Here is a 26,154-nt window from a genome sequence, read left to right as displayed (position 1 = left end):
CAACGGCGGGAAATCCTTAAGGAAGCGGTAGAAACCCCGGACGACGGACATATCCAGGTCCCGCCGGAGCTGGATGCCAGCGTGGCCGAACAGGTCGCGGCCGCCGTACCGGCGTCGACCATCATCGGCGGCGACTCCTCCCAGGCCACCTACCTGGGCACGGCGAGCTTCGTGCCGCAGGACCGGCCGCATTCGCTGCTCTACACCCCGGCCTACGCCACGCTCGGGTACGGGCTGCCGGCGTCGATCGGCGCCCGCATCGGCGCGCCGGACCGCCCGGTGGTCTGCGTGGTGGGCGACGGCGCGCTGATGTTCGCGGTGCAGGAACTCGTCACCGCCGTCGAACAGCGCCTGGACCTGGTGGTCGTGTGCGCCGACAACGGCGGCTACGGCGAGATCCGCCAGAACGAGCTGGACCGCGGCATCGAGCCCGTGGGCGTGGAGCTCGTGCAGCCCGACTGGGCCGCCCTGGCCACCGCCTTCGGCGGCACCGGCCGGCGGATCCACGACGCCGCCGAGCTAGCGCCGGCCATCCGCCAGGCGCTGGCCGACGGCGGAGTCCAGCTGATCCACGTGCCCGCGCAGCTGTTCGCGCAGGACGGCCAGGCGTGACGTCTAGCGCCCGGGTCATTATTACCGACGCCGAGGATCTCGACTACTCCGTTGCCCTGGAGTTGCTGGCCGAGGCCGGCATCGAGGCGAGCTACCTCAACTCCCGTGACCGCGGCGCCATTCTCGACGCCGCGGCCGGGTGCGAGGGGATCATCCTCGGCTACGCTACCCTGGACGCCGAGATGATCGCCGCCATGCCGAACCTGAAGGCCGTGGCCACCATGTCGGCGGGCTTCGACATGGTCGACCTGGAGGCGGCGGCCGCCCGGAACATCACGGTCTGCAACGTGCCCTCGGTGGCCACCCGCGACGTGGCCACGCACGCCTTCGCGGGCATGCTCTCGCTCATCCGCGAGCTGCCGCGCTCCCAGGCGGCCACCCGACGCGGGGACTGGACGGGGGAGGGAATCCCGGTGCCGCCGCGGATCAGCGAGATGACCCTGGGACTGGTCGGGTTCGGGCGCATCGCCCAGTACCTGGCGGCCCTGGCGGCCCCGGCCTTCGGGTCCGTCATCGCCTACGACCCGTTCGTGCCCGACGAGGCGTGGCCGGCCGAGGTGCGCCGGGGCGAGCTTGCCGAGGTCCTGGCGGCGTCGAACGTGGTCAGCCTGCACACCCCGCTGACCGAGGAAACCCGGAACCTGCTCGACGCCGAGAACCTCGCCGTCCTGCCGGCGGGCAGCTACGTGGTGAACGTGTCGCGCGGCGCCCTCGTCGACGAACAGGCGCTCTGCGCCGCCCTGGACTCCGGCCACATCGCCGGCGCCATGCTGGACGTGCTTTCGGAAGAACCGGCCCCGGCCGACCACCCGCTGGTGGTCCACCCGTCGGCGATCGTCACGCCCCACGCGGCGTACCGCAGCAACGTCTCACTGCGCGAATACGCGGCGCTGCCGGCCCGGAACATCATCGCCTGCCTGCAGGGCCGGCAGCCTGAGACCCCGATCGCCGCGGCTGCCCCGTCCCTCGCCGCGGCCGGGTAACCCAGGCTCTGGACACGCAACGGCGCCCGGTCTGCATCAGCAGGCCGGGCGCCGTTCGCGCATGATGTAGGCGGAAGCCCTGAACTTGTCCCGGAAGTTGGGCAGAGAAATCAGTTCCGACTTTCGGGGGAGCAGTTGAGTCAGACACCGCACCAGCGGGCACTGTAAGACGACGATGTACGGCACTGGGCCACTAAAGCCGACGCATACAGATTCCGGGGAGTGAGAGTAAAAGGAGTGAGGGAAATCACCGAATGAATAATGGAACTCGTTTCGCCCCTCCGAAGATTGGTCTCTTACATGCAGCGGAAAACATTCACCCAACGTTTCAGGAACTCACTGCTAGTCGTCACTGCGGTATCGGCTTTGGCCTTGACGGGATGCGGTGCTGCAAGCGTTCAAGCCACTGATGACGTGGACTTCTATGGCGCGACCGTAGGCTTCGACAAAGAGCTTGCTGAACGGGTGCCGGAGGAGTGGAAGGGCGGCATCACGGTCCCCGTCAAAGTGCTCCAGCCCAACGCTTACGTGGACGAGAACGGCGAAACAGTCGGCTTGCAGCCTGACCTTATGAAGGCCCTTTCCACGCTCTGGGGCATTCCGATCAAGGTCGAGTCAGTGGCCTTCGACGGACACGTCCCCGGTGTGCTGGCTCAAAAGTACGGGTTTACGGTCTCAACTGGGGATCACGAGCAGCGGCGTGAAGTCTTGGACATGGTGGACTACTCCAAGGCCGGCGTTGCATGGCTGACACAGGCAGACTCTGGACTTAACTCCAAGGAGGACATCTGCGGCCACGTCATCGGCGTCATTAAGGGCACCGACCAAGATGAGCGCGCCCATGAAAAAGCCAAGGAGTGCGAAGCCAATGGCATCGAAGGAACCGAGGTCATCGGTTTCTCTAATACCTTGATTTCGGTTCCCCTGCAGGCCAAGCGCATTGATGTTGCCTACGACAGCATCTCCCAGATGATTTACTTCGCCAAGACCCAACCGGAGGATTTCCGTCTTGTCGGTGAGCCGGAAGCAGGTGTTCCGCTTGCCTTGGGGGTTCCTGCCGGAGAGCAGGAGAAGGTCGACTTACTCAAGGACTCGATGCAGGCGGTGATGGACAGCGGCGCATACGAGGCGATCTTTGACGAGTGGGGGATCAGCGAGTTGACGCTTGACCAGGTGTACGTCAACAGCGAGGGAATGTCCTCCTGACGGTCAGCTTCCGGGCCGGATTGAACCGGCCCGGAAGTGCGCCCGCGCGCGGTATAGCAACCGTGCACCAGGCCACGGTGAAGTGGCTCGTCGAGCAGCGGGCTCCGGGCACAAAGCCCGGCGGCGCGAGGGGTTTGATTTTTGAGGAGTGTGACTTTGCAGCCATTGAGGCGCACCGCCAAGCGCGAGTCCAGCAAGGACCGAGTGGGGAGTCATTCCAGCCGGACAGCAGAACACCACCATGGCAATTCAGGTCCGGTTGGTCCGAATGCAAAGCTGTGGACGACTAGCTTCGTCATGGCGATGGTGGTGCAGTTGGGGGCGTCCATCGTGTTTGTCACGTTGATGACCTTCATGGCCCTCTACTCAATGCAGCTCTTCGGCGCGCAGGACGTGGCGGCAGGATTCGCCGCGAGTGCTTTCATACTGGGCTCCGCCCTCACGAGGATCTTCGTCGGTAAGTACGTTGATTTCATCGGTCGAAAGCGGCTTATAGTGATCGCCCTGGTGGTGTTCGTGCTCTGCTCTGCTCTCTATCCGCTGGCATGGTCCTATCCCGCGCTGATCGGCTTGAGGGTTATCCATGGCGGAGCCTTCGGCTCTATTTCCACAGTTATCGCGGCGGCAGTTGTCGGAATGATTCCCGCCGCCCGACGTGGGGAAGGTATGGGCTATTTTCTGGCCGCCTCGACCTTCGCGATGGCGTTGGGTCCGCTCTTGGCAGTGCAGCTGGCGGAAAACTTCGGTTCACGGTCGGTCTTCCTGCTCACCGGTGCCGCCTCGGCCCTTGCCCTCGCGGCGGCGCTTCTTGCCCGGCTTCCCGAACGCCCCTCGGAACCCTCAGAACGTCAGCGAAAATTCCGTTTGCGCCCCTCGGACATCCTCGACCCGAATGCCCTGCCAGTGTCACTCGTTGTCCTCCTGTGCGCCTTCGGTTATGCAGGCATCGTCACCTACCTCAACCCCTTCCTGCTGGAACGAGGCATGGCCACTGACGGGTCCCTGTTCTTTCTGGTCTTCGCGGCGGGCATGCTGGTGATCCGTCTGGTGTCAGGGCGTTGGCAGGACCGGAAAGGCGATAACTCCGTCATCATCCCCCTGACCGCCCTCTTCGGCGTCTCCCTGGCGCTCATGGGACTGGCAACCGTGACGTGGCACTTGGCGGTCGCCGGTGTGCTTGCCGGTCTCGGCTATGGCGGTCTGCTGCCAAGCCTTCAGGTGGTTGCTGTGACCCGAGCCCATCCCGAACGTATCGGGACCGCCATGTCCACCCACTATCTAATGCTGGATGCTGGCGTAGCCCTCGGACCGGTCCTGTTCGGGTTCCTTATACCAGTGGCGAGTTATCAGGGGCTGTACCTGGCCTTGGCCGGGACGGTCCTTGCTGCCGTTGCGCTGTACTGGTTCGTTCATGGACGGCGCAGGGGAAGAAGTTCACCGGAAGCCGGGCGCTATCCCGGGAAGCCTACGAAACGCCGCTCACGTGACCATCTGCAGAAAGCCGCGTTCGTGTCTGCGACGCCCCCGGATTAAAACCCGTCTATGGCGCAAACCCTATGGCGTAGCAAACCGGGAAGGAGCCATCTCCGGCGCGGGCCGTGTCCTAGACTGAAACCACTGACCCGCAAGGTGTCGAGAAGCTCCACCGCGATGCGGAAGGTTACCCCGGACAGTTCTTCTGAAGGATTTATTGATGGCTGAAACAGACGAGCCGATGGCTGAAACTGATGAGCCGGACCCGCGGCGCTCCGTCTTGGGGCGGGCTTTCTTGGTCTTGGATTGCTTCGCCGGCGGCGTGGAAATGAGCGTTTCGCGCATTGGTCAGCGCACGGGCCTCCCCCCTGCCACCGTGCATCGTATCCTTGCCGCGCTGGTAGAGTGGGGCGGCGTCGAACATGTCTCGCACGGCCGCTACCGGCTGGGATCACGGATCTGGCGACTGGGCGTGGGTGCGCCCCAAGTCCGGGTACTCAGGGAATTGGCCCAGCCTTATCTGGTGGAATTGCATATCCGCACAGCCGGCACCGTGTATCTCGCGGTAAGAGACGGTAGCGATACCATCTTTTCCGACCGAATCACCCGCGTGAAGCGGTCCACGGATACACGGCGGGTGGCCCGCCGCGCCCCCTTGGAACAATCCGGGGCTGGGAGGGTTCTCCTGGCCTATTCCGACGAAGCCTGGAAATTGCTGGAGGATTCAGCGGGTACGTTCGAGGACCGCGCAAGACTAGAGCGGCTCCGGGGAGAGCTGGCCGTAATTCGCAAGAACGGTGTGGTGGTCAGCAGTAATGATGGCCTCCAGGGCCGGTTCTCCATCGCATGCCCGGTCTTCGGATTTGATGGGGTGGTGGTCGCCTCGATAGCCGTTGCCTTTCCCAGCTCACGCATCCCCGACCCGGCACCCATTGCGCCGCGCGTCATATCGACAGCACAGGCGATCAGCAAGGACCTCGTCGATCTAGGGTACTGAGCGAGGAAGTCAGTGTTCCCCGTTTCAACGCGCGCCAGCACCCGCTGAAGAGGTGACTGGTCTAAAAATGAACTGCTCCCCGGAAGTCGGTCTGGAGGGGTCCAGTTCCGATTCGGGGGAGCAGTTCAACAGCGCCGGGCGTCGTCCCTGTCAGCGGTTCTTCCAGACGGGATCCCGCTTCTCCAGGAAGGCGCGGACCCCCTCAACTCGATCCTCCGAGAGGTACGGATTTGGTCCCACATTCAGGCGCAAAGCTGTCGTGACGGGAAGGCCCCAAGACTTCGTCGCCATTTCCTTGTACCGCCGCAGCGTGACTGGGGAGTTCCGGACGATCCGGCCGACCAGTTCGTCCACAGCCGCCTCGAACTCTTCCTCTGGCACTACATGGTTGATGAGGCCCAGCTCCTGAGCCCGCTCCACGGGGATGACGTCGGCGGTGTAGAGCAGTTCGAAAGCCAGGCCCCGCGGTACCAACCGTGGCAGCAAGACGGACCCGAGGTTGGCGCCCATGCCGCGGCGTGCCTCGGTGAGGCCGAAGGTGGAGCCGGCGCGAGCAATTCTGATGTCGGAGGACAAGGCCAGTTCACAGCCACCTGCGATGGCATGACCGTTGATGGCGGCGATCACCGGCTTATAGGTTTCCAGCATGACCTCGAACAGGTTCCGCATCAGCCCAGTCATCGGCACAGGAATCTGGCGCCCGGACTTGGCAGTGTCGTCCATTTCCTTGAGGTCACCACCGGCACAGAAAGCCTTGTCACCGGCACCGGTCAGGACAACACACCAGACGTCCGGATCCGCTCCGGCCTCCACAAAGGCCTCGATCAACGCCGCCGTCGTCCTCGTGTCCATCGCATTGCGGCGTTCCGGGCGGTTGATCGTGATGCGTGCGACGTTGCCGTCGACGTTGTAAAGGACTCGTCCTTCACCCAGTTCGGTCGTCATACCTGCTGCTCTTTCCCGCTGTAGGCCACCGAGGCACCGCGCATGTCTTCACCGATGACACCCGCGCTGACGAGTTCATCGATCCTGTCTGCGTCCATGCCAAGACCTTCCAACACGGATCTGCTGTCCGCGCCCAGCGCTGGCGGTGCCGTGGGTCGGTGCATCGGATACGTTCCGTCGAAAGTCATGGGTAGGTTCATCACAGCGAAATCCTCGACCTCCGGGTGGTCCATCGGGACGAGTTGCGCCAGGGAGCTGACTTGCTCATCGTTCAGCACTTGTAAAACGTCATTCACGGGCGAATGCGGCACTCCGGCTGCCCGCAACCGGGTTTCAAGGTCCGCGACCGTGAACTGCCGGGTCACGGCTGACAATAGTTCGTTGACCTCGTTCCGTGCCTGCACGCGGTCAGCATTGTCGGTATAGGCGCGGATCTCTGCATCCTCGGGAACCCCGAGGGCGCTCAAAAGACGCTCCCAGGTGTCGTTATTGCCGGCCGACATGAAGATGTGACCGTCTCCGCTCGCAGGGAAGGCACCGTAGGGAACCACTCCGCCGAAGCCTGACCCCAGCCGACGCTGCGTTGGATTGCCAGCCTTGGCCGCGAGCAGCTGTGGAGACATCCACATCAGGGCGGTCTGCAGCAGGGAGAGCTCGATGTGGCTTCCCTCGCCGCTCGTGTCCCGGCGCCGCAGCGCCTCCAAGACTGACAGCGCGGTCCACATGCCGGTTCCCATGTCCAGAACGGACACGGGAACGCGGGCGGGGGCACCGCCGTCGTCGCCGGTCACCGAAACAATGCCCCCATAAGCTTGGACAAGGGGATCGTACGCGGGCCGGTCCGCCATGGGGCCTGTCCCACCAAAGCCGGTCATCTCGCAGTAGATGAGCCCCGGATTTGCCTGCCGGAGGGTTTCTGCGGTGAACCCCGCCTTGGCCATGGCTCCGGGACGCAAATTCTGCACCAGGACGTCGGCCCGGCGAATCAGGTCCCAGAGAAGTTCAGCCCCCTCGGGCTTCTTGTAGTTGAGGACTACTGACTGCTTGCCACGGTTCAGGGACAGGAATGTGACGGACAGGCCGTCCCACGTTGGCGGCGCCCAAGAGCGGCTGTCATCGCCTGTCCCATGCCGTTCGACCTTGATCACCGTCGCACCCAGGTCGGCCATGATCTGCGTGGCGAAGGGAGCCGCCACGCTGGTGCCAATCTCGATCACGGTCACGCCTCGCAGCGATCCCTTGCCGTCGGCCAACTGCTCAGTTGCTTCCACGGTGTCCTGCTCCTTCCATGATGGTCTGTTCGTAGTCGTCTCGTTGTGCGGAGGTGATGGGCTGCGTCCATGGAGACGGGGCGCCCGCATACACTCCGGGGCCCAGCCGGAAATGCTGGGCCTCCTCGAAGGTCTCGATGAACGGCATGTCCATCGGGTAGACGTCCGCCCCCTCCGGCCGCGGTCCGGCCTTGGAGACACGGCCCCAGAGGTCGTGGCCGACCATGTCAGTTGCCAGCGCCGCGGCTTCGATCAGCGTGGGCAGGTCAATTCCGGTTTGGATTCCTTCGGATTCCAGCAGGTGCACGAAATCTTCGGTGGGGATCATCCCCGTCAGCCGGCCGTTTCCGCAATAGGGGCAACCGCCCATGCCGCCCAGGGCGGTGTCCACAACCAAGTGGTCGTCCCGGTCCAGCTCGTACATCGCCTCGTAGGCCGACAGCATGGCCATGCCGCGGGCGTCATGCAAGTGCAAATGGAACCGGTGAACCTGCGGCCAGGTCTCCTTGATGAGGGCGATCTGTTCACGGACAGCCTTCGGCGTGTTCCAGCTCATCGGGTCGCCGAGCTGGACCCGGGTGACGGCGATCCCGGCCGCTTCCCATGCCGCGATCTGGGTTCGCAGGGCCTCCATGCGCTGGTCCTGGGTGAAGGGACCTACCCAGTTTGAACCCCATGCCGCGTTGACGCATACCTCGGCCTCCGTGACACCGGACGCCTTCGCGTCGGCCACTACACCGGTGAGAGAATGTCGCTCCTGGCCCGTGGTCCTCGCGGTATTGCGCTGGACAAAAACGTCGCAGAGATGGAGACGGGATACCCCGACGGCGGGGTCGCCAACTGTGAATTTGTGCGAGTACTGCGCGATGCGCTCCCGCCCCTTGGCGTTGAGCGCCAGGGCAGTGTAATTGACCCCGGGGGTTGGTTCGAAGCGTTCGGCCAGCTCATCGATCTGGGCCATTTGAGGCACCCATTTGGGGCTCACGAAGGACCCGACGACGATGTTCTTCAGGCCGGAACGAGACAGAATGTGGAGCAAATCGAGTTTGCGATCCACGGGAATGTCCGCGCTTTCGATTTGCATTCCTTCCCGCAGGGCTTCCTCCACGAGCGAGACCGCGGGAAGTAGCTTCATCTCGGGCATCACCGGTTTCCTCCCGTCCATCCTTGGACGAGTTCCATGACGTCGGCATCGGCGGCCAGCCCATCGACGGCCGCCGAGAGCTGGCTTGCGAGGTCCGGGCCCAGCCCGGCGTAGTCGAAGCACGACGCCACCTTGGCCTTGAGCTCGGCCGCGGGCAGCGGGTTGCTGCTGTCGCCCTTGGCCGTAAGGACGGTGGCCTCCAGACGGGAGCCGCGGGCCATGCTGATCGAAACCCGGGCGTATTCGCGTCCGCCGCCCTCCTCGCGCAGCGTCACCTTCCGGGCCAGTTCCCGCGCAAGGCTATTGGCTTCGAAACCCGCCTGCGTGAAATCGGCTAGTTCAACCTTGTCGTCCAGGAGCGCCAGGGCAACGCAGTGCTCGAGGCTGAACTTGGCCTCGTTCCCCGTGTCGGGGGCATCCAGAATGAGGGGCGCGGTGCCGTTCTCGTGCACGACGACGTCGATCGCCTCGATCTCGGAGATCTCGAATTCTCCCTGGAGGTCCAGCCTGATGTCGAGGATGGCGTCGATCGCACGGTGCGTGCCATAGCAGGACGGGAAGCGCTTGAGCCCCCAGTCGAAGGCCCAATCGTTCAGCCAGAACTCGAAACGATCCTCGACATCTTCCGAGAAGTCGGCCATGGCCTGACCGCTGGTGTCGCCAAACCGGGCGAAATAGCCCGACGGTGCCTCAAGTTCGTGGATTGACGCCGTGATTCCTGCCTTGGCCCAACGCACTGCCAGCAGGGCGTCCTGCGCCGCTAGCCCTGCGTGCATCGGTTTGGTCATGGTTCCGAAGTTGGCACGGGATCCTGACGCCAGGCTGGAGGCCATGGCGAAGGCCGTCTGGGTGGTCTGCAGGTCCAGCCCCTCCATCCTTGCGAGGGCGGCGACGGCGGCCAGCCGGCCGACCGTCGACGTTGAGTGCCATCCCCGGCCGTAGTGGACATGGCTGGGCAACGCCTGCGCGATGGCGCGGAACATCGCTTGGCCGATGTTGAAGGCCTCGACGTAGCGGTTGAACGGCAAAGGCCTGCTCCCGGCCGCGGCCAACAAGGTGGGCACCAGTATGGCGCTGGGGTGCAACGGCATCGTCGGGGAGACGTCGTCGAAGTCCAGAAAGTGGGCCGCCGAACCGTTGAGGAATGCCGCGGTCGGCTGTCCCCAAGACCCGTTACTCACCCAGAGGGCCCCTGGTTCGAGGCCCTCGGGAATGGTCACCGACCGCAGTCTCTTGATCCCGTCTTCCTGCGAGGCTGCTACCGCCACCGAAAGCGTGTCTACCAGGGCGTCGCGCACGGTCCCCTCATTGAGGAACTGCGGAACGTCGATGTTGAGGACGGAGTCGGCCAGCCGCTCGGTCAGGCCGATCCTTTGCACAGTCGTAGTCATCGTCAGAAGGACTTGGGCAGGCCAAGAGTGCCGTGGGCAATCCCGGCCAGGACCACGTTGTTACTGATCGGGGCAATGGACGGAAGCCGGGCCTCGCGGAAGTGGCGCTCGATGCCGTATTCCTCCGCGACGGCATACCCGCCGAACGTGTCAAAGGCAGCGTTGGCGGCCTTCCAGAGAGCCTGACTGGCGAGCAGCTTTGCGCCGTTGACCTCGAAGCGCGGGTTGTCACCGGCCTCATACATTGCAGCGGCGCGCCAGCGGATGAGTGAGGCGGCCTCCAAATCGGAGTAGGCCTGGGCGATGGGAAACTGGATGCCCTGGTTCTGGCCGATCGGACGTCCGAACACCACGCGCTCCTTCGCGTAGGTCACCGCGCGGTCGATGAGATACATTCCGGCACCGATGTACTCCGACGTGGCGAGGATGCGTTCGGCATTCATCCCGGAGAGGATGACCTTGAAGCCCTTGCCCTCCTCGCCGATTCGGTTGGCGACCGGGACCTCGAGGTCCGTGATCGTCAGCTCGTTGGTTTCGTGGTTGACCATCGTGCGGATCTGGTTGGCGACAATCTGCCCCTTCTCCTGCGCCTCCTTAAGGTCGACGAGGAGGACGGTGAAGCCGTCGGTGGCCTTAGCTGAATCCTCCAGCTTCGAGGTCCTGGTCAGCAGCAGGAGCAGGTCAGAATGCTGGATACGGGAAATGAAGATCTTGTTGCCGTTGACAATGTACTTGTCGCCTTCCCGGCGGGCAAAGGTGCGGATGCGGGTGGTGTCGGAGCCGGCGTCGGGCTCCGTCACGCCGAAAGACTGCAGTCGCAGTTCGCCGGCGGCGATTTTCGGGAGGAACTCGTTCTTCTGTTCCTCGCTGCCGTGGCGCAGCACACTGCCCATCGTGTACATGCCTGCGCGGACTGCCCCGGCGTGGCATCCGTTGCGTTCGAGTTGTTCAAGGACCACGGCTGCATCGGAGATGCTGGCGTTGCCCCCGCCGTACTGTTCGGGGATCAGCATCCCCATCCAGCCCTCGGCGTAGAGCGCGTCGACCATTTCATCCGGGTAGGAGCGCTCACGGTCGCTCTTCAGCCAGTACTCGTTGTCGAAGGGCTTGCACAAGTCGTCGATCGCCTCGCGGACCGACAGCTGTTCCTCGGTCAATCCGTAAGCAGATGATGCAATCGTGTATGTCATCGTGACACCTCTCTTTGGCTTTTGCTCTAGTCAAGGGCCCTTGGTCGGCGGGCGGTAGCGCTTGTCGCGCCCAGCGGAATTCAGATCCGGACACTGCACCCGGCGGCGCACAGGCAAAAATGCTCTCCTGCCGGGCCGCGATATTTGAAGGACTCGGCGTTGGAGCAGCGCCCACTTCACCCAGCAGGCCGGGCACGAGGCGCGACCTGTTGGGGGAAGCGGACCCTGAAATTTCCGTCGAGGGGTCAGGAAACTTTGTTGCGCTCGACGGAGACCTCGAGCCCTTCGCTGTTGATGTGGATGTCGTCGAGCATGAGATCCGAAAGCCCCCATTCGGCAAAGACCGACTCATATACGCCCTCTTCCTGCAGTTCCTTGAGGGTGTCCTGCAGCAGTTCAGCTTTGTCCTGTTCACCGGCCACCACGCCGAAGGCGATAGCAGCTCCGAATTCGGGACGCCCGAGCATCTTGAATTTGGCGGGCTCCTTCTCTGCGAAGTACAACACCGAAGAGATGCTGTCGTACGTGGCGTCGATCCGACCGGCCTCAAGTGGCACGGACATGAGCGTGTTGGAGAAACCAATGGATTCCGTGCCGGGTTTTCCAGCCGCGGCGCAGTCAGCAATGACCTCTTCAATTTGCCGTTCCTGGTTGGTGCCCTTTGCAACGCCGACGGATTGTCCGCATACGTCCGAGACTTCCTCAATCCCGGAGTCTGCGGTTACCAGCCAACCCAAGCCGGCGACGGTGTAATCAACCATGGTTAAGACAGCATGTCTCTCGGGGAAATCTCCTGTGGCAGTGGTGAAGGCGTACTTGCCGGACTGTACGCCCGGTACCTGGGCGTCGAAGGGCGCGACCTCCATGTTGATGTCTACGCCGAGCTTGGTGGAGATGGCCTTGAGCAGGTCCGGTTGCAGGCCCACTGGCTTGCCCTGATCATCAACGAACGCGTTCGGGCGCAGGACCTGGATGGGAACGGTGATGCCACCCTTCCATTCGTCCGGGACACGGTCGGCCAGCTCCTGATTAAGTTCGACGGTGTGGCCGTACAGATCCTGCGACGCGGCCACCGAGGCCTCACCGTCGCCGCAGGCGGTGATACCGCCGGCGAGGAATGCAAGGCCGGCGCCCGTGCCGAGGAATCGTTTGATAACAGGTGAAATCGTCATGAAGTTTCCTTGTCGAAGGTGGGAGTACTGCGTGGCGGATGGCGGCGGGCCGGTCCGTGCCCGGCCCGCACGGGGTCAGAAACCGCGGCCGAACCGCTTCTCGAGCCGAGACTGGCCGATCATGGCGAGGATCGTAAGCAGCAGATACCACATACAGGCGACGGTCAGCAGGGGCAGCGTCTCGTAGGTGCGGCCGTAAATGTTTTGGACCACGGTGAGCAGTTCGGTGTAGCCGATCACCGAGACGAGCGAGGTGTTCTTGAACAGGGTGATCAGTTCGGTGGCGAACGCGGGGATGGTGACACGGATGGCCTGCGGAAGGATGATTCGGCCAAAGGCTTGTCCCCGAGGGATGGACAGAGCGCGAGCTGCTTCCAATTGCCCCTTGGACACCGACATGATGCCGCCACGGATGATCTCTGCGGTGTGGCCGGCTACGATCATCGCCAGGCCAAGCATGGCAGCACCGAACTGGCTGAGGATCGTGTTCGTGGGAACCGAGACGAACGGGTCCAGTAGCGGCAGTCCGATGCTGATGGTGGGAAACAGTGCCGAAAGGAAATACAGGACCAGGATCAAGACCAAAGCCGGGATGGAACGGATGAATCCTATGTAGGAGAGTGCCATGACCCGCAGGGCATTGGACTTCGACATGTTCATTAGCCCGATCACGAGGCCAGCGACCAAGCCGGCGGCACCGGCTGCGAAGGTCAACATGATCGTGCGGCCCAAGCCACCGAGGACCTGAGGGTCGAAGACGTAGGTGAAGACAACGTCCCATTTCCATCGAGGGTTGGTGAGGACGTTTGCTACCGCCGAAACGGCAATCAGGGCCAGGACGACCCACGCGATGTTGTTAACCCAGTTGGTGGGCTTGATGGCCTGGGAGACGTTGTAGTTGGGCGTTTTCGGCGCCTCGACCGCCTCCGGAATCTTGGTGTTCAGGTTGCTCATCTGTGCTCCTAGTGCTCCACGTGCGCGAGGAAGTTGCGCAGCCGGCCGCTCTGTGGGCGGTCGATCAGATCGTTGGGTGGTCCAATTTCGACGATATGGCCGCCCTCCATGAAGGCGATCCGGTCGCAGACGTTGCGCGCGAACTCCATCTCGTGCGTCACCACGACCATGGTCATGCCGGTCTCTGCAAGGTCCTGCATGACTTCGAGGACCTCGCCTACGAGTTCCGGGTCGAGCGCCGAGGTGGGTTCGTCGAAGAGCATGACCTTGGGGTTCATGGCCAGTGCGCGGGCGATGGCCACGCGCTGCTGCTGGCCACCGGAGAGCTGCTGAGGATAGGCGCTCTTGAAGTCCGCCAGCCCGATCCTGTCCAAGAGAGCCATGGCGCGGTCCTTGATTTCTGCCTTGGTCTGAATCTTTGCGAGCTTGGGGGACAACGTGATGTTCTCGTACACAGATAGATGGGGGAAGAGATTGAACTGCTGGAACACCATGCCGGTGGGCAGGCGCTGCTTGGCGACATCTTTCTCTCGAAGCTGGTACAGCTTGCTGTCACGTTCCGTGAAGCCGAGCCGCGTGCCGAACAAGTGAATGGCTCCACCGCTGATGGTTTCGAGTTGGTTCATGCATCGAAGCAGGGTGGACTTGCCCGAGCCGGATGGCCCAATGAGAGCCAGCACTTCGCCTTCTCGGACCTCGAGATTGATGTCCTTGAGAACTTCCTTGTCCCCGAACGATTTGGCCAGGTGGCGGACGGAGATGGCCGCCTTCAGGTCAGGGAGCTGTTGCGTTTGGCCTGCCATGTGAATCCCTTCAGTTTGCGCCCAAAGCGGTGCTTTGGAGCTCGACGGCGATTGCTTTCGTGTGCGTGTAGTGCAGGAGGGCCTCAAAGCCCTTTTCCCGCCCGTAGCCGCTCATCTTGTGGCCGCCGAAGGGGAGGTCGATGGTCGGTCCCAGATAGGTGTTGATGTACACCTGGCCCGATTCGATCTCCCGCGCCACCTGGTGCGCGCGGTCGAGATCACGCGTCCAGACAGCCCCCGCCAGCCCGTAGTCCGAGTCATTTGCTATGGAAATCGCCTCGTTCTCGTCCAGGAAGGGGATGACGACGCCGACAGGCCCGAAAACCTCCTCACGAGCGATGGGCATGGAGTTGTCCACCCCGGTGAAGACCGTTGGGGAGATGAACAGGCCGCCAGAACCTGCAGCGGGGAGTGGAGTCTCGCGCTTCTCGGCGCCGTGTGCGACGGCCGAATCTAGAATCTCGCGTACCTTGTGGAACTGGGCCCGAGTGGTCAGGGGACCCATGTCCTGCTCGACGGCGAACTTCTCGACGGCGGCCATCAGCAGTGGGACGAACTCGTCGTGAACCGACTTTTGCACGAGGATCCGTGTGCCGGCGCTGCAGGCCTGCCCGGAGTTCCCCAGGAAGCCTCGCGCCGAGACAGCGGCAGCCTTCTCCAGGTCTGCATCTTCAAAAATGATGTTGGCGGACTTGCCGCCGAGCTCCAGGCTGAGCGGCAGTACCCGCTGGGCCGCGAGGGCACCGATCGCCTGGCCAGTGCGGACCGAGCCGGTGAAGGCAACCTTGGACACCTTGCGATGCGTCACGATCGCTTCGCCGACGCTAGGACCGGACCCGTTGACGATGTTGACGAGACCATCCGGCAGCCCTGCCTGTTGGGCTAGGACACCCAGCTGAAAGGTGGTCGTCGGGGTGAACTCAGAGGGCTTGATGACCACCGCGTTGCCTGCCGCCAGGGCGGGTCCGGCCGCCCGCGTCGCCTGGTTGAGTGGGGCATTCCACGGCGTGATAACGCCTACTACTCCATAAGCCTCGCGGCGGGTGTAGGAATGGTAGCCATCACCCATGTCGATCGTCTCGCCCATCAAGGCCGGGGCCATCCCGCCGTAGTAGGAGAAGTACTGGGCGGCTGCCCGGATCTCATTCAACGCTCCGCCGGCGGGCTTGCCGGTTTCCTCGGCTTCCCAGCCCGCCAGTTCCTCGACGTTGTCCAAGATGAGCCGGGCAAGATGGTTTAGCTTTTCGGACCGCACGAGGGCTGACATCCGTGACCAGACCTTCTGTGCGGCAGCTGCACTTTCAACGGCAGATGCAACGTGCGCGGCAGTACCCGGGACAGCGAGGCCGATGACGGTATTGGTCCGCGGGTTGATAATCTCGAGCGTCTCGGTGCCCTCGTTCACCACGATGGCGCCGTTGATCCAGTGCGGGACCTCGCGGATGCCCTCGGGGGCAAACTGGTGAAGGCTCACGAAATGCTCCGCCCGCCGTCGACGTCGAGGCAGACCCCGGTCTGGAAGTCGGCCATGCCGGACGCCAGGTAAACAATGGCATTGGCGATGTCCTGGGTCTGTGCGGTGCGGCCCATCGGGATGCCCGCCACCATGCTCGCTCGCGCTTCGTCGGTGAGCTTGTCTTGTCCGGTGGCATTTTTGACGAATCCGGTCTCTGAGATCACCGGGCTTACGGAGTTCACGCGAATCTGCGGGGCGAGTTCCACAGCCAAAGCGCGGGTGAGGGCCTCAACGCCGGCTTTGATCGAGCAGTACACGGCATGGCCGGGGCGAGGTCGTTTGGCGGAGATCGAGGCTACGTTGACGATGTTTCCGATCTCGGAAGCCCGTAGATGTGGCAGGGCGGCCTGCGAGGCGAGGACGGCGGAGCGATAGTTGATCTGGAACAACCAGTCCATGTCCTGGACCGAGGTCTCCTCGATCGGGCCGCTGCGGTTGGGGGCACCGGCGTTGTTGACCAACACGTCCAGGGAGCCATAGGCATCGACGGCGGCCTGGATGCCGGTATTGATGGACTCCGGATCGGTCACGTCCATCATGATGGCGGTGGCCGAGGGTATACCTGCGGCGACCTCCTTGGCCTTCTCGAGATTCAGGTCGGCGACCACCACGTTCGCGCCGCGCTCGCCGAACGCGCGGCAAGTCTGGGAACCGAAACCGCCGGCTCCTCCGGTCACCAGCACGGTCCTGTCATCGAATCTGAGATCGGACATTGGATCAGTCTCCTTGCGTTATTTCTGAGGGTGCGGCAACGCGTTCGCCGCACCCTCAGGGCGGGCCACGTCATCAGCTGAAATGTCAGTGACCAGCATCACTCTTCATTTCGGGCGGATCCTTCAGCTCTATCACCAAACGGAATACAAGCTTTATCGGCTGCTAAACCCGAGGAAATGTAGGGGAAATTCCATCCAGCGAGTTATCGGTTGCCCTGCCCCGCACTGATTCCTAAGTTCAGTACTCGAGTGCCACCAACGGACGCCGGAGAGGAATGCATCGTGAAGATTGTCGTTTTGGCCAAGCAGGTGCCGGATACCTGGTCGGACCGGAAGCTAGACCTCGAGACGGGCATGTTGGACCGTGCGGTGTCGGATCCGGTAGCGGACGAGATCAATGAACGGGCCTTGGAAAACGCCCTGAGGTACAAGGACACACACACGGAAACTGAGATCGTCGTATTGTCGATGGGCTTGGAGGACACCACTAAAATGCTGCGAAAGTTGCTGTCAATGGGTGCTGACTCGGCCGTGCTGGTTACCGACCCTGCGCTGGCCGGCTCTGACATGGTCCAGACCGCCCGCGTTCTGGCTGCAGCAACGCGGCAGATCGGTGCTGACCTGTTGTTCGCCGGTAATGAGGCCACCGACGGCCGGGGCGGGATGGTCCCGGCAATGGTTGCCGAAATCCTGGGTTGGCCCTTGTTGCCCGGCTTGGACGAAGTCAGGATCGCCTCTGAGGGGGTCTCGGGTACCGCCCAAGTCGACGGCGGCACCCTCTCCCTGAGCTCTGGACTGCCGGCCGCGGTGTCGGTGACCGAGAAGACAGCCGACGCGCGGTTCCCGAACTTCAAGGGAATCATGCAAGCCAAGAAGAAGCCCCTGCAGACCTGGTCGCTGGGCGATCTGGGCATACAGGCCGGGCCGGAGGTTGCTTCCGTTCGCTCGGTCATGGTGTCCGTGCAGGCAAGGCCGGCGAAGCAAGCGGGTCCGAAGATCACCGACGACGGCACGGCAGCTGCGCAGTTGGCTGACTTCCTGGTCACCAACCGGTTGCTCTGAGCCACCCGCTGCAGCCCACTGGACATCCACAGATTTGAAAGAAGTTAACCATGGGAAACATCGGAAACGTTCTAGTACTCATTGAGACCACCGACGACGGTTCGCCGAAGTCCACTGCGGCTGGCCTGCTCGGAGCGGCTGCGGCTATCGGCTCCCCGGTTGCCGTAGTGGTCTCCGCCCCAAGGCAGGGACACTCCCTGGCCGCCGAACTGGGTGAGTTAGGAGCCGCTCAGACATATCTGGCCGAGTCCGTCACCTCCAGCACCGAGCTGGGGACTGCCCAAGTCGGTGCGCTGGCCGACGCGATCGGCGTGTATGGTGCGGGGGTCATTCTGGTAGCAGCGACAAACGATTCCAAGGCCGTGGCTGGCCGCCTGGCGATTGTGGCAGGCGGGTCGGTCTCCGCTGACGCCGTCGGAATCCGCTATGACGCGGAGGGTCGGGAGATCATCGTGACGCACTCCGTGTTCGGCGGCGATTTCACTACCGAATCCACTGTCGAGGGCGGGCTGATGATTGTGACTGTCCGCCCCGGCTCCATTGACCTCCGGGCCGAGCCTGTGGCCAATCCTCAACTGAAGACGGCTCCCGTGTCCACCGCTGCCGCACCCGGCGCGCGGATTAACGCTGCCGCAGAGATCCCCGCTGAGACCGGCCGCCCGGCGTTGCGCGGGGCTAAGACTGTAGTCTCCGGTGGCCGAGGCGTCGGTTCCAAGGAGAACTTTGTGCTAGTCGAGCAACTTGCTGACGCCCTGGGTGCAGCAGTGGGCGCCTCGCGTGCAGCGGTCGATGCCGGCTACGTGCCTCAGTCCCAACAGGTCGGCCAGACCGGAGTTTCCGTGACTCCGCAGCTATACGTGGCCCTTGGTATCTCCGGAGCCATTCAACACCGAGCCGGTATGCAGACTTCCAAGACTATCGTCGCGATCAACAAGGATGAAGACGCCCCCATCTTCGACGTCGCGGACTTCGGCATCGTCGGCGATGTCTTCTCTGTGGTCCCGAAGCTGATCGAAGAGATGGCCGCCCGCCGGAACTGAAGGCCGGATGCTGACGGCGTTCAACCCTCCCGATCAAAGTATTGACCTTGAGGAAAAGGATTCAGATTCACCATGACCAGCGAGAACCCCCCGGGCGATTCCGGTGATGGCCAGCCAAGCCCAGCACCTATCCGCCGTCGCATGGCGGGATACCAGCAGTTGACTGTCCGGGAGGGCACCGTAAGCGATGCGGGTTCAGTGGGCGTCAGTCCGTCGGTCGCCGAGACGGTCTCAGTTCTAGCTTCAGCTCGGGGCTCAACCGAAGCCGCCAGGACGAGCGCGCTATCGGTTCAGAACCCGGAGACAGACCAGGGGCACGACGCCCGCGCGGACGCCTCCATTGCAGGGGACACATCGTCGGCGCCTGAGCCAGTGCGTCCGGCCCGTAAGAGACGGATGGGGGGCTCGCCGGCCCCCATGTTTAGCCCCCAAGTCGAGCCCGAGGCAGACAATGCCGGTGCGGAGGACGTCGCATCCGTGACAGATGCTCCCTCGACGCCAGCGTTACGACAGCGTATGGGCCGGGCGCACTCCTCAGCGTTGGATAGTTCGCCGGCAGCCTCGCCAACAGTCACCCGGATGAAATCTCCGGCTTACTCCCAGCCGGCATCTGGAGGCGGAACACCGTCGACTGGCGTGACTTCCTCCGCGCTGTGGGTGAAGACGGAGGAAACCCAGAGCTTCACAAGGGATCGATCGGACGCGAAGAAGCCCACCCGGGCGAAGCCGGCGGTCATCATCGCCGGTCTGGTCATCCTCGCCATCGTCCTCGTTCTTGGCGCTCGCTGGCTGCGGACTCTGGAACCTGTCCAGGAATTCATTGCGGCCTACAGCGGCCATTCGTCGCAACCTGATTCGGCACCAGCCGGGATTCCAGTATGGCTGGGCTGGCAGCACTTCTTAAACATGTTCTTCATTGCACTTATCATCCGCACCGGACTCCAAGTTCGCACCGAACGCAAGCCCCCTGGCTACTGGACTGCGAAGAAGAACTCCTTCTTCTCCCCCAAGGGGAACACCCCGAAGAAGGTGTCGCTGTCCCAGTGGTTGCATCAAAGCCTGGATGTACTCTGGGTGGTCAATGGCCTGGTCTTTGTTGTGCTGTTGATTGCCACCGGCCAGTGGATGCGAATCGTGCCGACCAGCTGGGACATCTTCCCGAACATGCTGTCCACCGGCCTTCAGTACGCCTCGCTGGATTGGCCAACCGAAAACGGTTGGGCGCATTACAACGCGCTGCAGGTCATGACCTACTTCATCACGGTGTTCATAGCGGCTCCGCTGGCCATTTTTTCGGGCGTCCGAATGTCCACTTGGTGGCCCGAGAAGTCAGCGCGGCTCAACAAGGCCTATCCCGTCGAGTGGGCCCGTGCCGTACATTTCCCCGTGATGCTCTACTTCGTGCTGTTCACGATCGTGCACGTTTTCTTGGTATTCTTCACCGGCGCTCTGCGCAACCTCAATCACATGTACACCTCTCGGGACGTCGTCGACTGGTGGGGGCTGGTCATCTTCCTAACCTCTCTGGTGGTCATCGCTGCCGCCTGGTTCCTGAGCAAACCGCTGTTTACAACACCCATCGCCGGCCGGATGGGCAAGGTTTCCAAAAACTAGCCCGCGGCTGGCGCGTGCACACGTCGAAGACCGACAAGTCAACAGGAGGAAGAGTGCCTAGGAGCCATCCCAATGTCCTATTCATCTTGGCGGACGACCTGGGGCAGGGGGATGTGTCCTGCTTCAATCCGAACGCCGGCTGGACAACCCAACATCTGGACCGCCTCGCAGCGGAGGGAATGCAGTTCACTGATTCCCACGCCACGAGTTCTCTTTGCACCCCGTCGCGATACAGCGCCCTAACAGGACGCTACAACTGGAGGTCGCGACTCAAACGCTCCGTTCTTCCCGGGGATTCGGGAGCGCTCATCGAGAAGGACCGGCTCACCCTGCCGCTCTTCCTGCGCACTCAGGGATACCGCACCGCCGTCGTTGGAAAGTGGCACCTTGGCTTGGACTGGCAGCTGAAGTCCGGAGGCAACGACTATGAGGGTTACGAGTTTGACCCAGAAGACTATCCGGAGCCACCACACCGCATGGGACGGAACGGCAACTTCGACCCGGAATTCCTGTATCGCCCCGAAGGCCTTGATATTGACTACGCACAGCCTGTCACCTTTGGGCCACGCGAGGTCGGGTTCGACTACTCCTTTATCACTGCGGCCAGCCTCGACCAGCCTCCGTATGTGTACATCGAGAACGGCCGGGCGCTCGGGGTGCCATCAAGCATAGGGGGAGATCACTTACAGCTCAATCGACGTACCGCCGACCACCAGCAGGCAATTCAAAAGGGACCCATGGTGGATGGCTACGATGTTCGACAAGTAGCGCCCGACTTCCAAGCTAAAGCTTTGGAGGTGTTGGACGGACTCCTCACCGGGGAGGATCCTTGGTTCCTTTACATACCCAGCCATCTGGTGCACGGACCCATCGTTCCCAATGAGCCTTGGCAGGGCCGAAGCGGTGCTGGCCCCTACGGTGACTTTGTTCTGCAGTTCGACGACTACGTGGGCCAGTTGGTTCAACGCATTGACGAAGCCGGAGCTCGAGAGGACACGATCGTCATCGTCACATCTGATAATGGCGCTTCCGGTGTCGCTAATCTGCCGGAACTGATGGCCAGTGGCCATGATTCCTCGAACGGGTGGAGGGGGAAGAAGTCTGACATTTGGGAAGGTGGCCATCGTGAGCCCTTTATCGTGCGGTGGCCAAGAACCATCGAAGAGGGTTCCGTCAGTCCGCACACCGTTTCCCATTCGGACTTGTTCGCAACCCTGGCCGAGGTACTCGGCGAGCCGGTCCCCGACACCGCAGCCGAAGACTCCGTAAGCAACCTCCCACTGTGGACGGGAGCGCGTGCTCCGGTGCGCACGGACGTCGTTTCCCACTCGGGCGGTGGCGGGTTCGCCATCCGTAGGGGCGAGTGGAAACTGGAGTTCGTGACGACGGGGGACGGGATGGACCAAAGGTTTGAGGAATCACAGGGCAGGGAGCCCACCGAGTACCGGGCCGCACAGCTTTACCACCTCGGCGAAGATCCGAAGGAAACACGCAACCTCATCAGCGATCATCCGAAAATCGTCCGCGAGCTATCGGACCTCCTGGCCAGCCATATCCGACGAGGACGTTCAACGCCCGGAGCAGAACAACGGAACCAATCAAACGCGCCAAGTGGCCGGTGGCGACAGATCGGTTGGATGGATGATGCCGAAAACGTCATAGACCAGTGCATCTAGAGCCCGAAGGAAGTTGTGGCCAAGTGGCGGATTCATGCCGATCCAGCACCTCTAATCTTAAACTGACCGACCTCGTCACCGTGCCGGCAGGAACCTTCCGCATGGGCTCAGACAGCGGCTATCCAGAGGAAGCGCCTTCGCATCGACGAACTATCTCGTCTTTTCAGTTGGAGCGCCATCCCGTCACGAACACCCAGTTCGCACGTTTCGTTGAAGCAACCAATTACGTGACCGAAGCCGAGATGGCGCCTAAGCCTGCGAATTTTTCGGGCGTTGACCCACGGCTCCTCGTCCCGGGCGCTCTCGTCTTCACCCCGACCGCGGGCCCAGTGCCGCTAGACGATTGGCAGCACTGGTGGAGATTCGTTCCGGGCGCCTGCTGGCATCGCCCGGAAGGCCCTGGGAGCTCGATAGCGGACCGCATGGATCATCCCGTTGTGCAGATTTCCTTCCAAGATGCAGTTGCTTACGCACGGTGGGCGGGGCGGCGGCTGCCCACGGAGGCGGAGCTGGAGTACGCCATGCGCGCTGACCATGCCGCGACCACCTACGCTTGGGGCGAGATGGAGCGCCCTGACGGTCGGCTGATGGCCAATACTTGGCAGGGAGCTTTTCCTTACCACAACACCGGCGCCGACGGATGGGTTGGAACGTCACCTGTAGGAATGTTCCCGGCAAACACGTTGGGCTTAGTCGACCTGATCGGCAACGTATGGGAATGGACCTCCACATACTTCGCAGCGGGCAAGGACCGAGAAGTGGCCGACCATCTGCCAGATGCCACTAAGGGTCTTGGAACTGCCGGCGATCAGCATGCCCGGATTGTAGAAAGGCCTCAGCCAAGTTGTTGTCTCGGTGACGAGGATAGACGCATCATGAGGCTGACAGCGCCGGGAGAGTCTTCGCCCCGTCGCGTGGTCAAGGGCGGATCGCATCTCTGCGCTGCCGAGTACTGCCATCGTTACCGGCCGGCGGCACGCCAGCCGCAAGCGGAGGACACCGCGTCTGCGCATATTGGCTTTCGCTGCGCCATCTGATCGTCAGCTCGCTGCAGAGGGGGCAGCTAACTCGTGCCGTCCGAGGTCGCGGCTCATATCCGGCGGGGGCGTTGGCGCCATGAGCCGCGACCTGTGTCTGTGCGCCTTACACCACCCGGGCGTCGATGAGTACCGGGCCTTCGGCCTGCAGGGCCTGCTTGTAGGCGGCCTCAAACTCCTCTCGCGTTGTGGTGCAGGAGGCGGGGACCCCGTATCCCTGGGCGAGGGCGACGAAATCGATTTCCCCCAGGGTTAGGCCCGGCACGTCGGGCACGCCCATGCGTTGGGCGAATCCGGCCAACGCGCCGTAGCCGGAGTTGTTAACGATCACAAATACCGTGCGCGTACCTCGCTGTGCTGCCGTGTACAGAGCAGTGATGCCGTAGTTCGCGGATCCGTCGCCTACGGTAGCCACAACGGTGGCCTCCGGAGTGGCCAGCGAGATTCCGACGGCGGCCGGGAGGCCGAATCCGAGGCCCCCGGACGCAGGGAAGTGGTACCTGCCCGGCCGGTCGATCGCGATCCGTTCAAGGTATTCCAGGTCGAGAGTGGTGGTCTCGTTGACGTACACGACACTGTCATCGACGTGCTGGTTCAGGATTTCCAGGATCTCCGTCCCCGTCATCCCGTCCGGGGAGGTCCTTGCCTCGGGCAGCTCTCGGTCGGGACGTCGGCGGCCGCGGTCCCGCACGCCGTCGGCCAGCGCGGTGATGGCGGCGGCAACATCGGCGATAACTGCCCGACCGAAGGGCGCGCGCGTGGCTTCGGACGGGTCCTGGGTTACGTGCCAGACCTGTGTGTCGGGATCGAGGTAGTCGCTGGGCTCCCACCGGTGGTACCTGAATACGGGGGCACCGAGCACCAGCACGGCGTCGTGCTCGGAAAGGTGCCGTCGCACGGAGTCGATGCCCGGGACCAGGACGCCGCCGAAGTTGGGGTGGGTGGTGGGGAAAGGCCCGCGTGGCGGCGACGGTGCAACATAGACGCTCGCGTTGGCATGCTCGGCCAGTTTGATCACCGCCTCAAAAACCCTAGGATCTTCGACCGCGGCCGCGTCGACCTGGGGTCCCAGCACCAGCGCCGGGTTTTGTGCGCCGTCCATGGCGGCGATGAGTTCACGGGTGATCTGCTCGGGCAACACGCCGGCCGTCATCACCGAGCGCTGCGTGAGCAGGGCATCGTCTGGAAGTGCCAATTCGTTCCAGTCATCCAGCGGGACTGAGACGTATACGGGGCCCTTGGGGTGGGCAGTAGCTTCGAAAACGGCTTGCGAAAGTGTGCGCGGCACATCGGTGGCCGAAAGCGGCTCGTGCGCGTATTTTGTTAGCGGATAGGTGAGCATTCCCGCATCCATGTTGGCGAGCATCGCCTGCTGCCCAACCGTTCGCCGCACCTGCTGGCCGGCCAGCAGTACCAGTGGGATATGAGCATACCGGGCGTTGGTCAACGCTCCCATTGCATTGCCAGTCCCGGACGCGGCATGCAGGTTGACCAGAACTGGCTTGCCTGTGGCGCGAGCGTAACCCTCGGCCATGCCGACGACGACCTGCTCGTGCAGCCCCAGCACGAAGTCGAAATCGTTTCCCAGACCGGCCAGGAAGGGCAGCTCGTTGGAACCCGGATTGCCGAAAATCGTGGTCATCCCGTGGGCGCGAAAGAGATCCGCGGAGGCCTCCAGGACAGTCCGGTTCTCTGCCATGACATGTCTCCAATCGATTGGGTGGTGCAGATGCAGGTGAGTCGCTTCGTCAACGTCGTTGGCGAAGAAAGGTGTTGATTTTCCTTGGTACTTTCCCCGGATCAGCGGCAGTGGTGCTGCTCTGACCCGAAAGCTGGAGGGGCTGGGTTCTCCGGTCACCCACAGATCCACAACCGCCTCCAGTGTCACGCAGGCTTAGAAGGGGTAGGGGGCGATGTCGGGCCGCATGGTCAGCCACTGGGTTTCGGTGAAGGCCTCGATGTTGGCCGCATACCCACCGAAGCGCGAGCCGGTGCCGGAGGCACCGACTCCACCGAAGGGGGCGTTGGACTCGTCCATGACAGTCTGCTCGTTGATGTGGACCTTGCCGGAGTGGACCATGTCGGCCAGCTTCATGGCATCGCCCACGTCGCCGAGGATGCTCACGGAGAGTCCGTACTCGGAGGCGTTGACGATTTCGGCGGCTTCCTCAATCGTGCTGAAGGAGAGGACCGGGGCCACCGGTCCGAAGATTTCCTGTGCCCAGGCCGGGTTGTCCGGGAGCAGTCCGGTCAGCACCGTTGGAGCGTAGAACAGGTTCTCGTAAGTGCCGCCCGCTTCGATGCTTGCCCCCGCCTCTTGGGCCTGGCGCACGATCCGGTCTATATTGTCGCGCTGGTTCTCGTCGATGATCGGGCCCAGGGCGACCTGCCCGGCCATCGGGTCCCCGACGGGCAGGTTCTCGGCCTTCTCACGGAGAGCAGCGACGTACTCGTCCTTTATGGACTCGTGGACCAAGTGACGTCCGGCGGTCATGCAGACCTGGCCTTGATGCAAGAATGAGCCGAACGCGCCAGCGCTTGCGGCCTTGGCCACGTCTGCCCCGGGCAGCACGACCAACGCATTGTTTCCGCCAAGCTCCAAATGGGCACGCTTGAGGTTGCGGCCGGCGGCCTCCCCCACTTTGCGGCCGGCGGCCGTAGAGCCGGTGAAGGAAACAATGCGTACCTCGGCCGCCTCAGTCAGCGCGGCTCCGGTTTCAGCACCGCCAGTTAGAAGCTGAAGCACTCCGGCGGGCAGCCCGGCTTCCTCGAAGGCACGCATGATCATCACGCCACCGGAGACCGGCGTGCGGGGGTCCGGCTTGAGGATCACCGCGTTGCCCAGGGCCAAGGCGGGGGCCACCGAGCGGATTGAGAGGATCAGCGGGAAATTGAAGGGGGAGATCACCGCGACCACACCGGCCGGAACCCGCCGGGCAAAGGACCAGTGCTCCGCATCCGAGGTCAATACATCACCAGCTGGGTGGTGTGGCAGTGCCGCGGCATCGAAGCACTCATTCGCCGCGACATGGGTCTCCAGCCCGGCCTTGGGTCCGATAGCCCCGGTCTCGCGCTGGATCCATTCACCTAGTTCGGCGGCATGGGACTCGAAAAAGTCCCCGGCCCGGCGCAGCACCGCGGCCCGCACCTCGGGCTTGGTCGCCGCCCATTCCTTCTGGGCTTGCGCGGCGCGGGCAGCGGCCTCATGGACGTCCTCGGCTGAGGCCATCCCGGCCCGACCCAACACGGCCCCGGTTGCCGGCTCCATGATGTCGATCGCCCCGGCCGAGCCTTCGGTCCAGCCTTCGGTGTAGATCTTGCCTTCCCACACGGACTGATTCATTAAACTCATGAC

22 protein-coding genes are annotated in these 26,154 nt (G+C 63.0%); 10 read left to right on the top strand and 12 right to left on the bottom strand.

The genetic code is table 11. From position 1 onward, the window contains the following. The 5 genes from AC5RV2_RS00360 to AC5RV2_RS00340 form a co-directional block, all read left to right on the top strand. Window positions 1-612 (top strand): thiamine pyrophosphate-dependent enzyme (locus AC5RV2_RS00360; protein ID WP_494090646.1); only part of this gene is annotated, 612 nt, incomplete at its 5' end. After that, window positions 609-1,595, top strand: a complete 987-nt coding sequence (locus tag AC5RV2_RS00355; RefSeq protein WP_494090645.1) for a C-terminal binding protein — start codon at window positions 609-611, stop codon at window positions 1,593-1,595. The genes AC5RV2_RS00360 and AC5RV2_RS00355, both read left to right, overlap by 4 nt. Window positions 1,596-1,856: 261 nt before the next feature. Beyond that, the gene (locus AC5RV2_RS00350; protein ID WP_494090644.1) at window positions 1,857-2,801 is read left to right on the top strand and encodes a transporter substrate-binding domain-containing protein; all 945 of its coding nucleotides are present in this window, start codon (window positions 1,857-1,859) and stop codon (window positions 2,799-2,801) included. A gap of 297 nt (window positions 2,802-3,098) precedes the next feature. Continuing rightward, window positions 3,099-4,334, top strand: coding sequence for an MFS transporter (locus AC5RV2_RS00345; RefSeq protein ID WP_494090643.1), 1,236 nt, complete (start codon window positions 3,099-3,101; stop codon window positions 4,332-4,334). Window positions 4,335-4,494: 160 nt separating this feature from the next. Next, window positions 4,495-5,271 carry an IclR family transcriptional regulator gene (locus AC5RV2_RS00340; protein WP_494090642.1) on the top strand — a complete coding sequence of 259 codons (777 nt, stop codon included), beginning with the start codon at window positions 4,495-4,497 and terminating at the stop codon, window positions 5,269-5,271. A gap of 150 nt (window positions 5,272-5,421) precedes the next feature. Here AC5RV2_RS00340 and AC5RV2_RS00335 read toward each other — a convergent pair whose 3' ends face one another. The 10 genes from AC5RV2_RS00335 to AC5RV2_RS00290 form a co-directional block, all read right to left on the bottom strand. Continuing rightward, the gene (locus tag AC5RV2_RS00335) at window positions 5,422-6,216 is read right to left on the bottom strand and encodes an enoyl-CoA hydratase/isomerase family protein (protein ID WP_494090641.1); all 795 of its coding nucleotides are present in this window, start codon (window positions 6,214-6,216) and stop codon (window positions 5,422-5,424) included. Continuing rightward, complete coding sequence (locus AC5RV2_RS00330; RefSeq protein WP_494090640.1) at window positions 6,213-7,469, bottom strand: CaiB/BaiF CoA transferase family protein; 1,257 nt, start codon at window positions 7,467-7,469, stop codon at window positions 6,213-6,215. Before AC5RV2_RS00330 ends, AC5RV2_RS00335 begins: the two co-directional genes overlap by 4 nt. Window positions 7,470-7,473: 4 nt before the next feature. Then, a complete protein-coding gene (locus AC5RV2_RS00325; protein WP_494090639.1) occupies window positions 7,474-8,631 on the bottom strand; it encodes a hydroxymethylglutaryl-CoA lyase-like TIM-barrel protein in 1,158 nt (385 codons plus the stop codon). Beyond that, window positions 8,631-10,022, bottom strand: coding sequence for an MmgE/PrpD family protein (locus tag AC5RV2_RS00320; RefSeq protein ID WP_494090638.1), 1,392 nt, complete (start codon window positions 10,020-10,022; stop codon window positions 8,631-8,633). Before AC5RV2_RS00320 ends, AC5RV2_RS00325 begins: the two co-directional genes overlap by 1 nt. A 2-nt stretch (window positions 10,023-10,024) precedes the next feature. Further along, complete coding sequence (locus tag AC5RV2_RS00315; RefSeq protein WP_494090637.1) at window positions 10,025-11,212, bottom strand: acyl-CoA dehydrogenase family protein; 1,188 nt, start codon at window positions 11,210-11,212, stop codon at window positions 10,025-10,027. A gap of 245 nt (window positions 11,213-11,457) precedes the next feature. After that, a complete protein-coding gene (locus tag AC5RV2_RS00310; protein ID WP_494090636.1) occupies window positions 11,458-12,384 on the bottom strand; it encodes a transporter substrate-binding domain-containing protein in 927 nt (308 codons plus the stop codon). Between the two features lie 75 nt (window positions 12,385-12,459). Further along, window positions 12,460-13,338, bottom strand: a complete 879-nt coding sequence (locus AC5RV2_RS00305; RefSeq protein WP_494090635.1) for an amino acid ABC transporter permease — start codon at window positions 13,336-13,338, stop codon at window positions 12,460-12,462. Window positions 13,339-13,346: 8 nt separating this feature from the next. Further along, the gene (locus AC5RV2_RS00300; protein WP_494090634.1) at window positions 13,347-14,141 is read right to left on the bottom strand and encodes an amino acid ABC transporter ATP-binding protein; all 795 of its coding nucleotides are present in this window, start codon (window positions 14,139-14,141) and stop codon (window positions 13,347-13,349) included. Window positions 14,142-14,151: 10 nt separating this feature from the next. Continuing rightward, window positions 14,152-15,615, bottom strand: a complete 1,464-nt coding sequence (locus AC5RV2_RS00295; protein ID WP_494090633.1) for an aldehyde dehydrogenase family protein — start codon at window positions 15,613-15,615, stop codon at window positions 14,152-14,154. Further along, window positions 15,612-16,370 carry an SDR family NAD(P)-dependent oxidoreductase gene (locus tag AC5RV2_RS00290; protein WP_494090632.1) on the bottom strand — a complete coding sequence of 253 codons (759 nt, stop codon included), beginning with the start codon at window positions 16,368-16,370 and terminating at the stop codon, window positions 15,612-15,614. The genes AC5RV2_RS00295 and AC5RV2_RS00290 overlap by 4 nt, the downstream gene beginning before the upstream one ends. A 282-nt stretch (window positions 16,371-16,652) precedes the next feature. Between AC5RV2_RS00290 and AC5RV2_RS00285 the strand changes: the two genes are divergently transcribed. The 5 genes from AC5RV2_RS00285 (at window position 16,653) to AC5RV2_RS00265 (ending at window position 22,799) form a co-directional block, all read left to right on the top strand. Further along, the gene (locus AC5RV2_RS00285; protein ID WP_494090631.1) at window positions 16,653-17,432 is read left to right on the top strand and encodes an electron transfer flavoprotein subunit beta/FixA family protein; all 780 of its coding nucleotides are present in this window, start codon (window positions 16,653-16,655) and stop codon (window positions 17,430-17,432) included. Between the two features lie 50 nt (window positions 17,433-17,482). Continuing rightward, window positions 17,483-18,472: an electron transfer flavoprotein subunit alpha/FixB family protein gene (locus AC5RV2_RS00280; protein WP_494090630.1), complete on the top strand. Its 990-nt coding sequence runs from the start codon at window positions 17,483-17,485 to the stop codon at window positions 18,470-18,472. Window positions 18,473-19,207: 735 nt separating this feature from the next. Continuing rightward, window positions 19,208-20,086, top strand: a complete 879-nt coding sequence (locus AC5RV2_RS00275; protein WP_494090647.1) for a cytochrome b/b6 domain-containing protein — start codon at window positions 19,208-19,210, stop codon at window positions 20,084-20,086. Then, entirely contained in the window at window positions 19,969-21,762 is a 1,794-nt protein-coding gene (locus AC5RV2_RS00270; protein WP_494090629.1) for a sulfatase family protein, read from the top strand. The genes AC5RV2_RS00275 and AC5RV2_RS00270 overlap by 118 nt, the downstream gene beginning before the upstream one ends. Window positions 21,763-21,785: 23 nt before the next feature. After that, the gene (locus tag AC5RV2_RS00265) at window positions 21,786-22,799 is read left to right on the top strand and encodes a formylglycine-generating enzyme family protein (RefSeq protein ID WP_494090628.1); all 1,014 of its coding nucleotides are present in this window, start codon (window positions 21,786-21,788) and stop codon (window positions 22,797-22,799) included. 106 nt (window positions 22,800-22,905) lie between these two features. Here AC5RV2_RS00265 and mdlC read toward each other — a convergent pair whose 3' ends face one another. Next, window positions 22,906-24,498 (bottom strand): benzoylformate decarboxylase, encoded by a 1,593-nt coding sequence (gene mdlC, locus AC5RV2_RS00260; RefSeq protein ID WP_494090627.1) that lies wholly within the window; start codon window positions 24,496-24,498, stop codon window positions 22,906-22,908. 195 nt (window positions 24,499-24,693) lie between these two features. Next, window positions 24,694-26,151 (bottom strand): benzaldehyde dehydrogenase, encoded by a 1,458-nt coding sequence (locus AC5RV2_RS00255; RefSeq protein WP_494090626.1) that lies wholly within the window; start codon window positions 26,149-26,151, stop codon window positions 24,694-24,696. Window positions 26,152-26,154 lie beyond the last annotated feature (3 nt).

Source organism: Arthrobacter sp. Y3225116, assembly GCF_059091245.1.
Note: the sequence above shows the minus strand (reverse complement) of the source record. Positions and strands in the feature narration are given on the sequence as shown.

Coding starts and splice junctions, on each gene's coding strand:
- AC5RV2_RS00350 (WP_494090644.1), top strand. CDS start 1,857: ATGGAACTCGTTTCGCCCCTCCGAAGATTGGTCTCTTACATGCAGCGG.
- AC5RV2_RS00345 (WP_494090643.1), top strand. CDS start 3,099: ATGGCGATGGTGGTGCAGTTGGGGGCGTCCATCGTGTTTGTCACGTTG.
- AC5RV2_RS00340 (WP_494090642.1), top strand. CDS start 4,495: ATGGCTGAAACAGACGAGCCGATGGCTGAAACTGATGAGCCGGACCCG.
- AC5RV2_RS00335 (WP_494090641.1), bottom strand. CDS start 6,216: ATGACGACCGAACTGGGTGAAGGACGAGTCCTTTACAACGTCGACGGC.
- AC5RV2_RS00325 (WP_494090639.1), bottom strand. CDS start 8,631: ATGCCCGAGATGAAGCTACTTCCCGCGGTCTCGCTCGTGGAGGAAGCC.
- AC5RV2_RS00320 (WP_494090638.1), bottom strand. CDS start 10,022: ATGACTACGACTGTGCAAAGGATCGGCCTGACCGAGCGGCTGGCCGAC.
- AC5RV2_RS00315 (WP_494090637.1), bottom strand. CDS start 11,212: ATGACATACACGATTGCATCATCTGCTTACGGATTGACCGAGGAACAG.
- AC5RV2_RS00310 (WP_494090636.1), bottom strand. CDS start 12,384: ATGACGATTTCACCTGTTATCAAACGATTCCTCGGCACGGGCGCCGGC.
- AC5RV2_RS00305 (WP_494090635.1), bottom strand. CDS start 13,338: ATGAGCAACCTGAACACCAAGATTCCGGAGGCGGTCGAGGCGCCGAAA.
- AC5RV2_RS00300 (WP_494090634.1), bottom strand. CDS start 14,141: ATGGCAGGCCAAACGCAACAGCTCCCTGACCTGAAGGCGGCCATCTCC.
- AC5RV2_RS00290 (WP_494090632.1), bottom strand. CDS start 16,370: ATGTCCGATCTCAGATTCGATGACAGGACCGTGCTGGTGACCGGAGGA.
- AC5RV2_RS00280 (WP_494090630.1), top strand. CDS start 17,483: ATGGGAAACATCGGAAACGTTCTAGTACTCATTGAGACCACCGACGAC.
- mdlC (WP_494090627.1), bottom strand. CDS start 24,498: ATGGCAGAGAACCGGACTGTCCTGGAGGCCTCCGCGGATCTCTTTCGC.
- AC5RV2_RS00255 (WP_494090626.1), bottom strand. CDS start 26,151: ATGAGTTTAATGAATCAGTCCGTGTGGGAAGGCAAGATCTACACCGAA.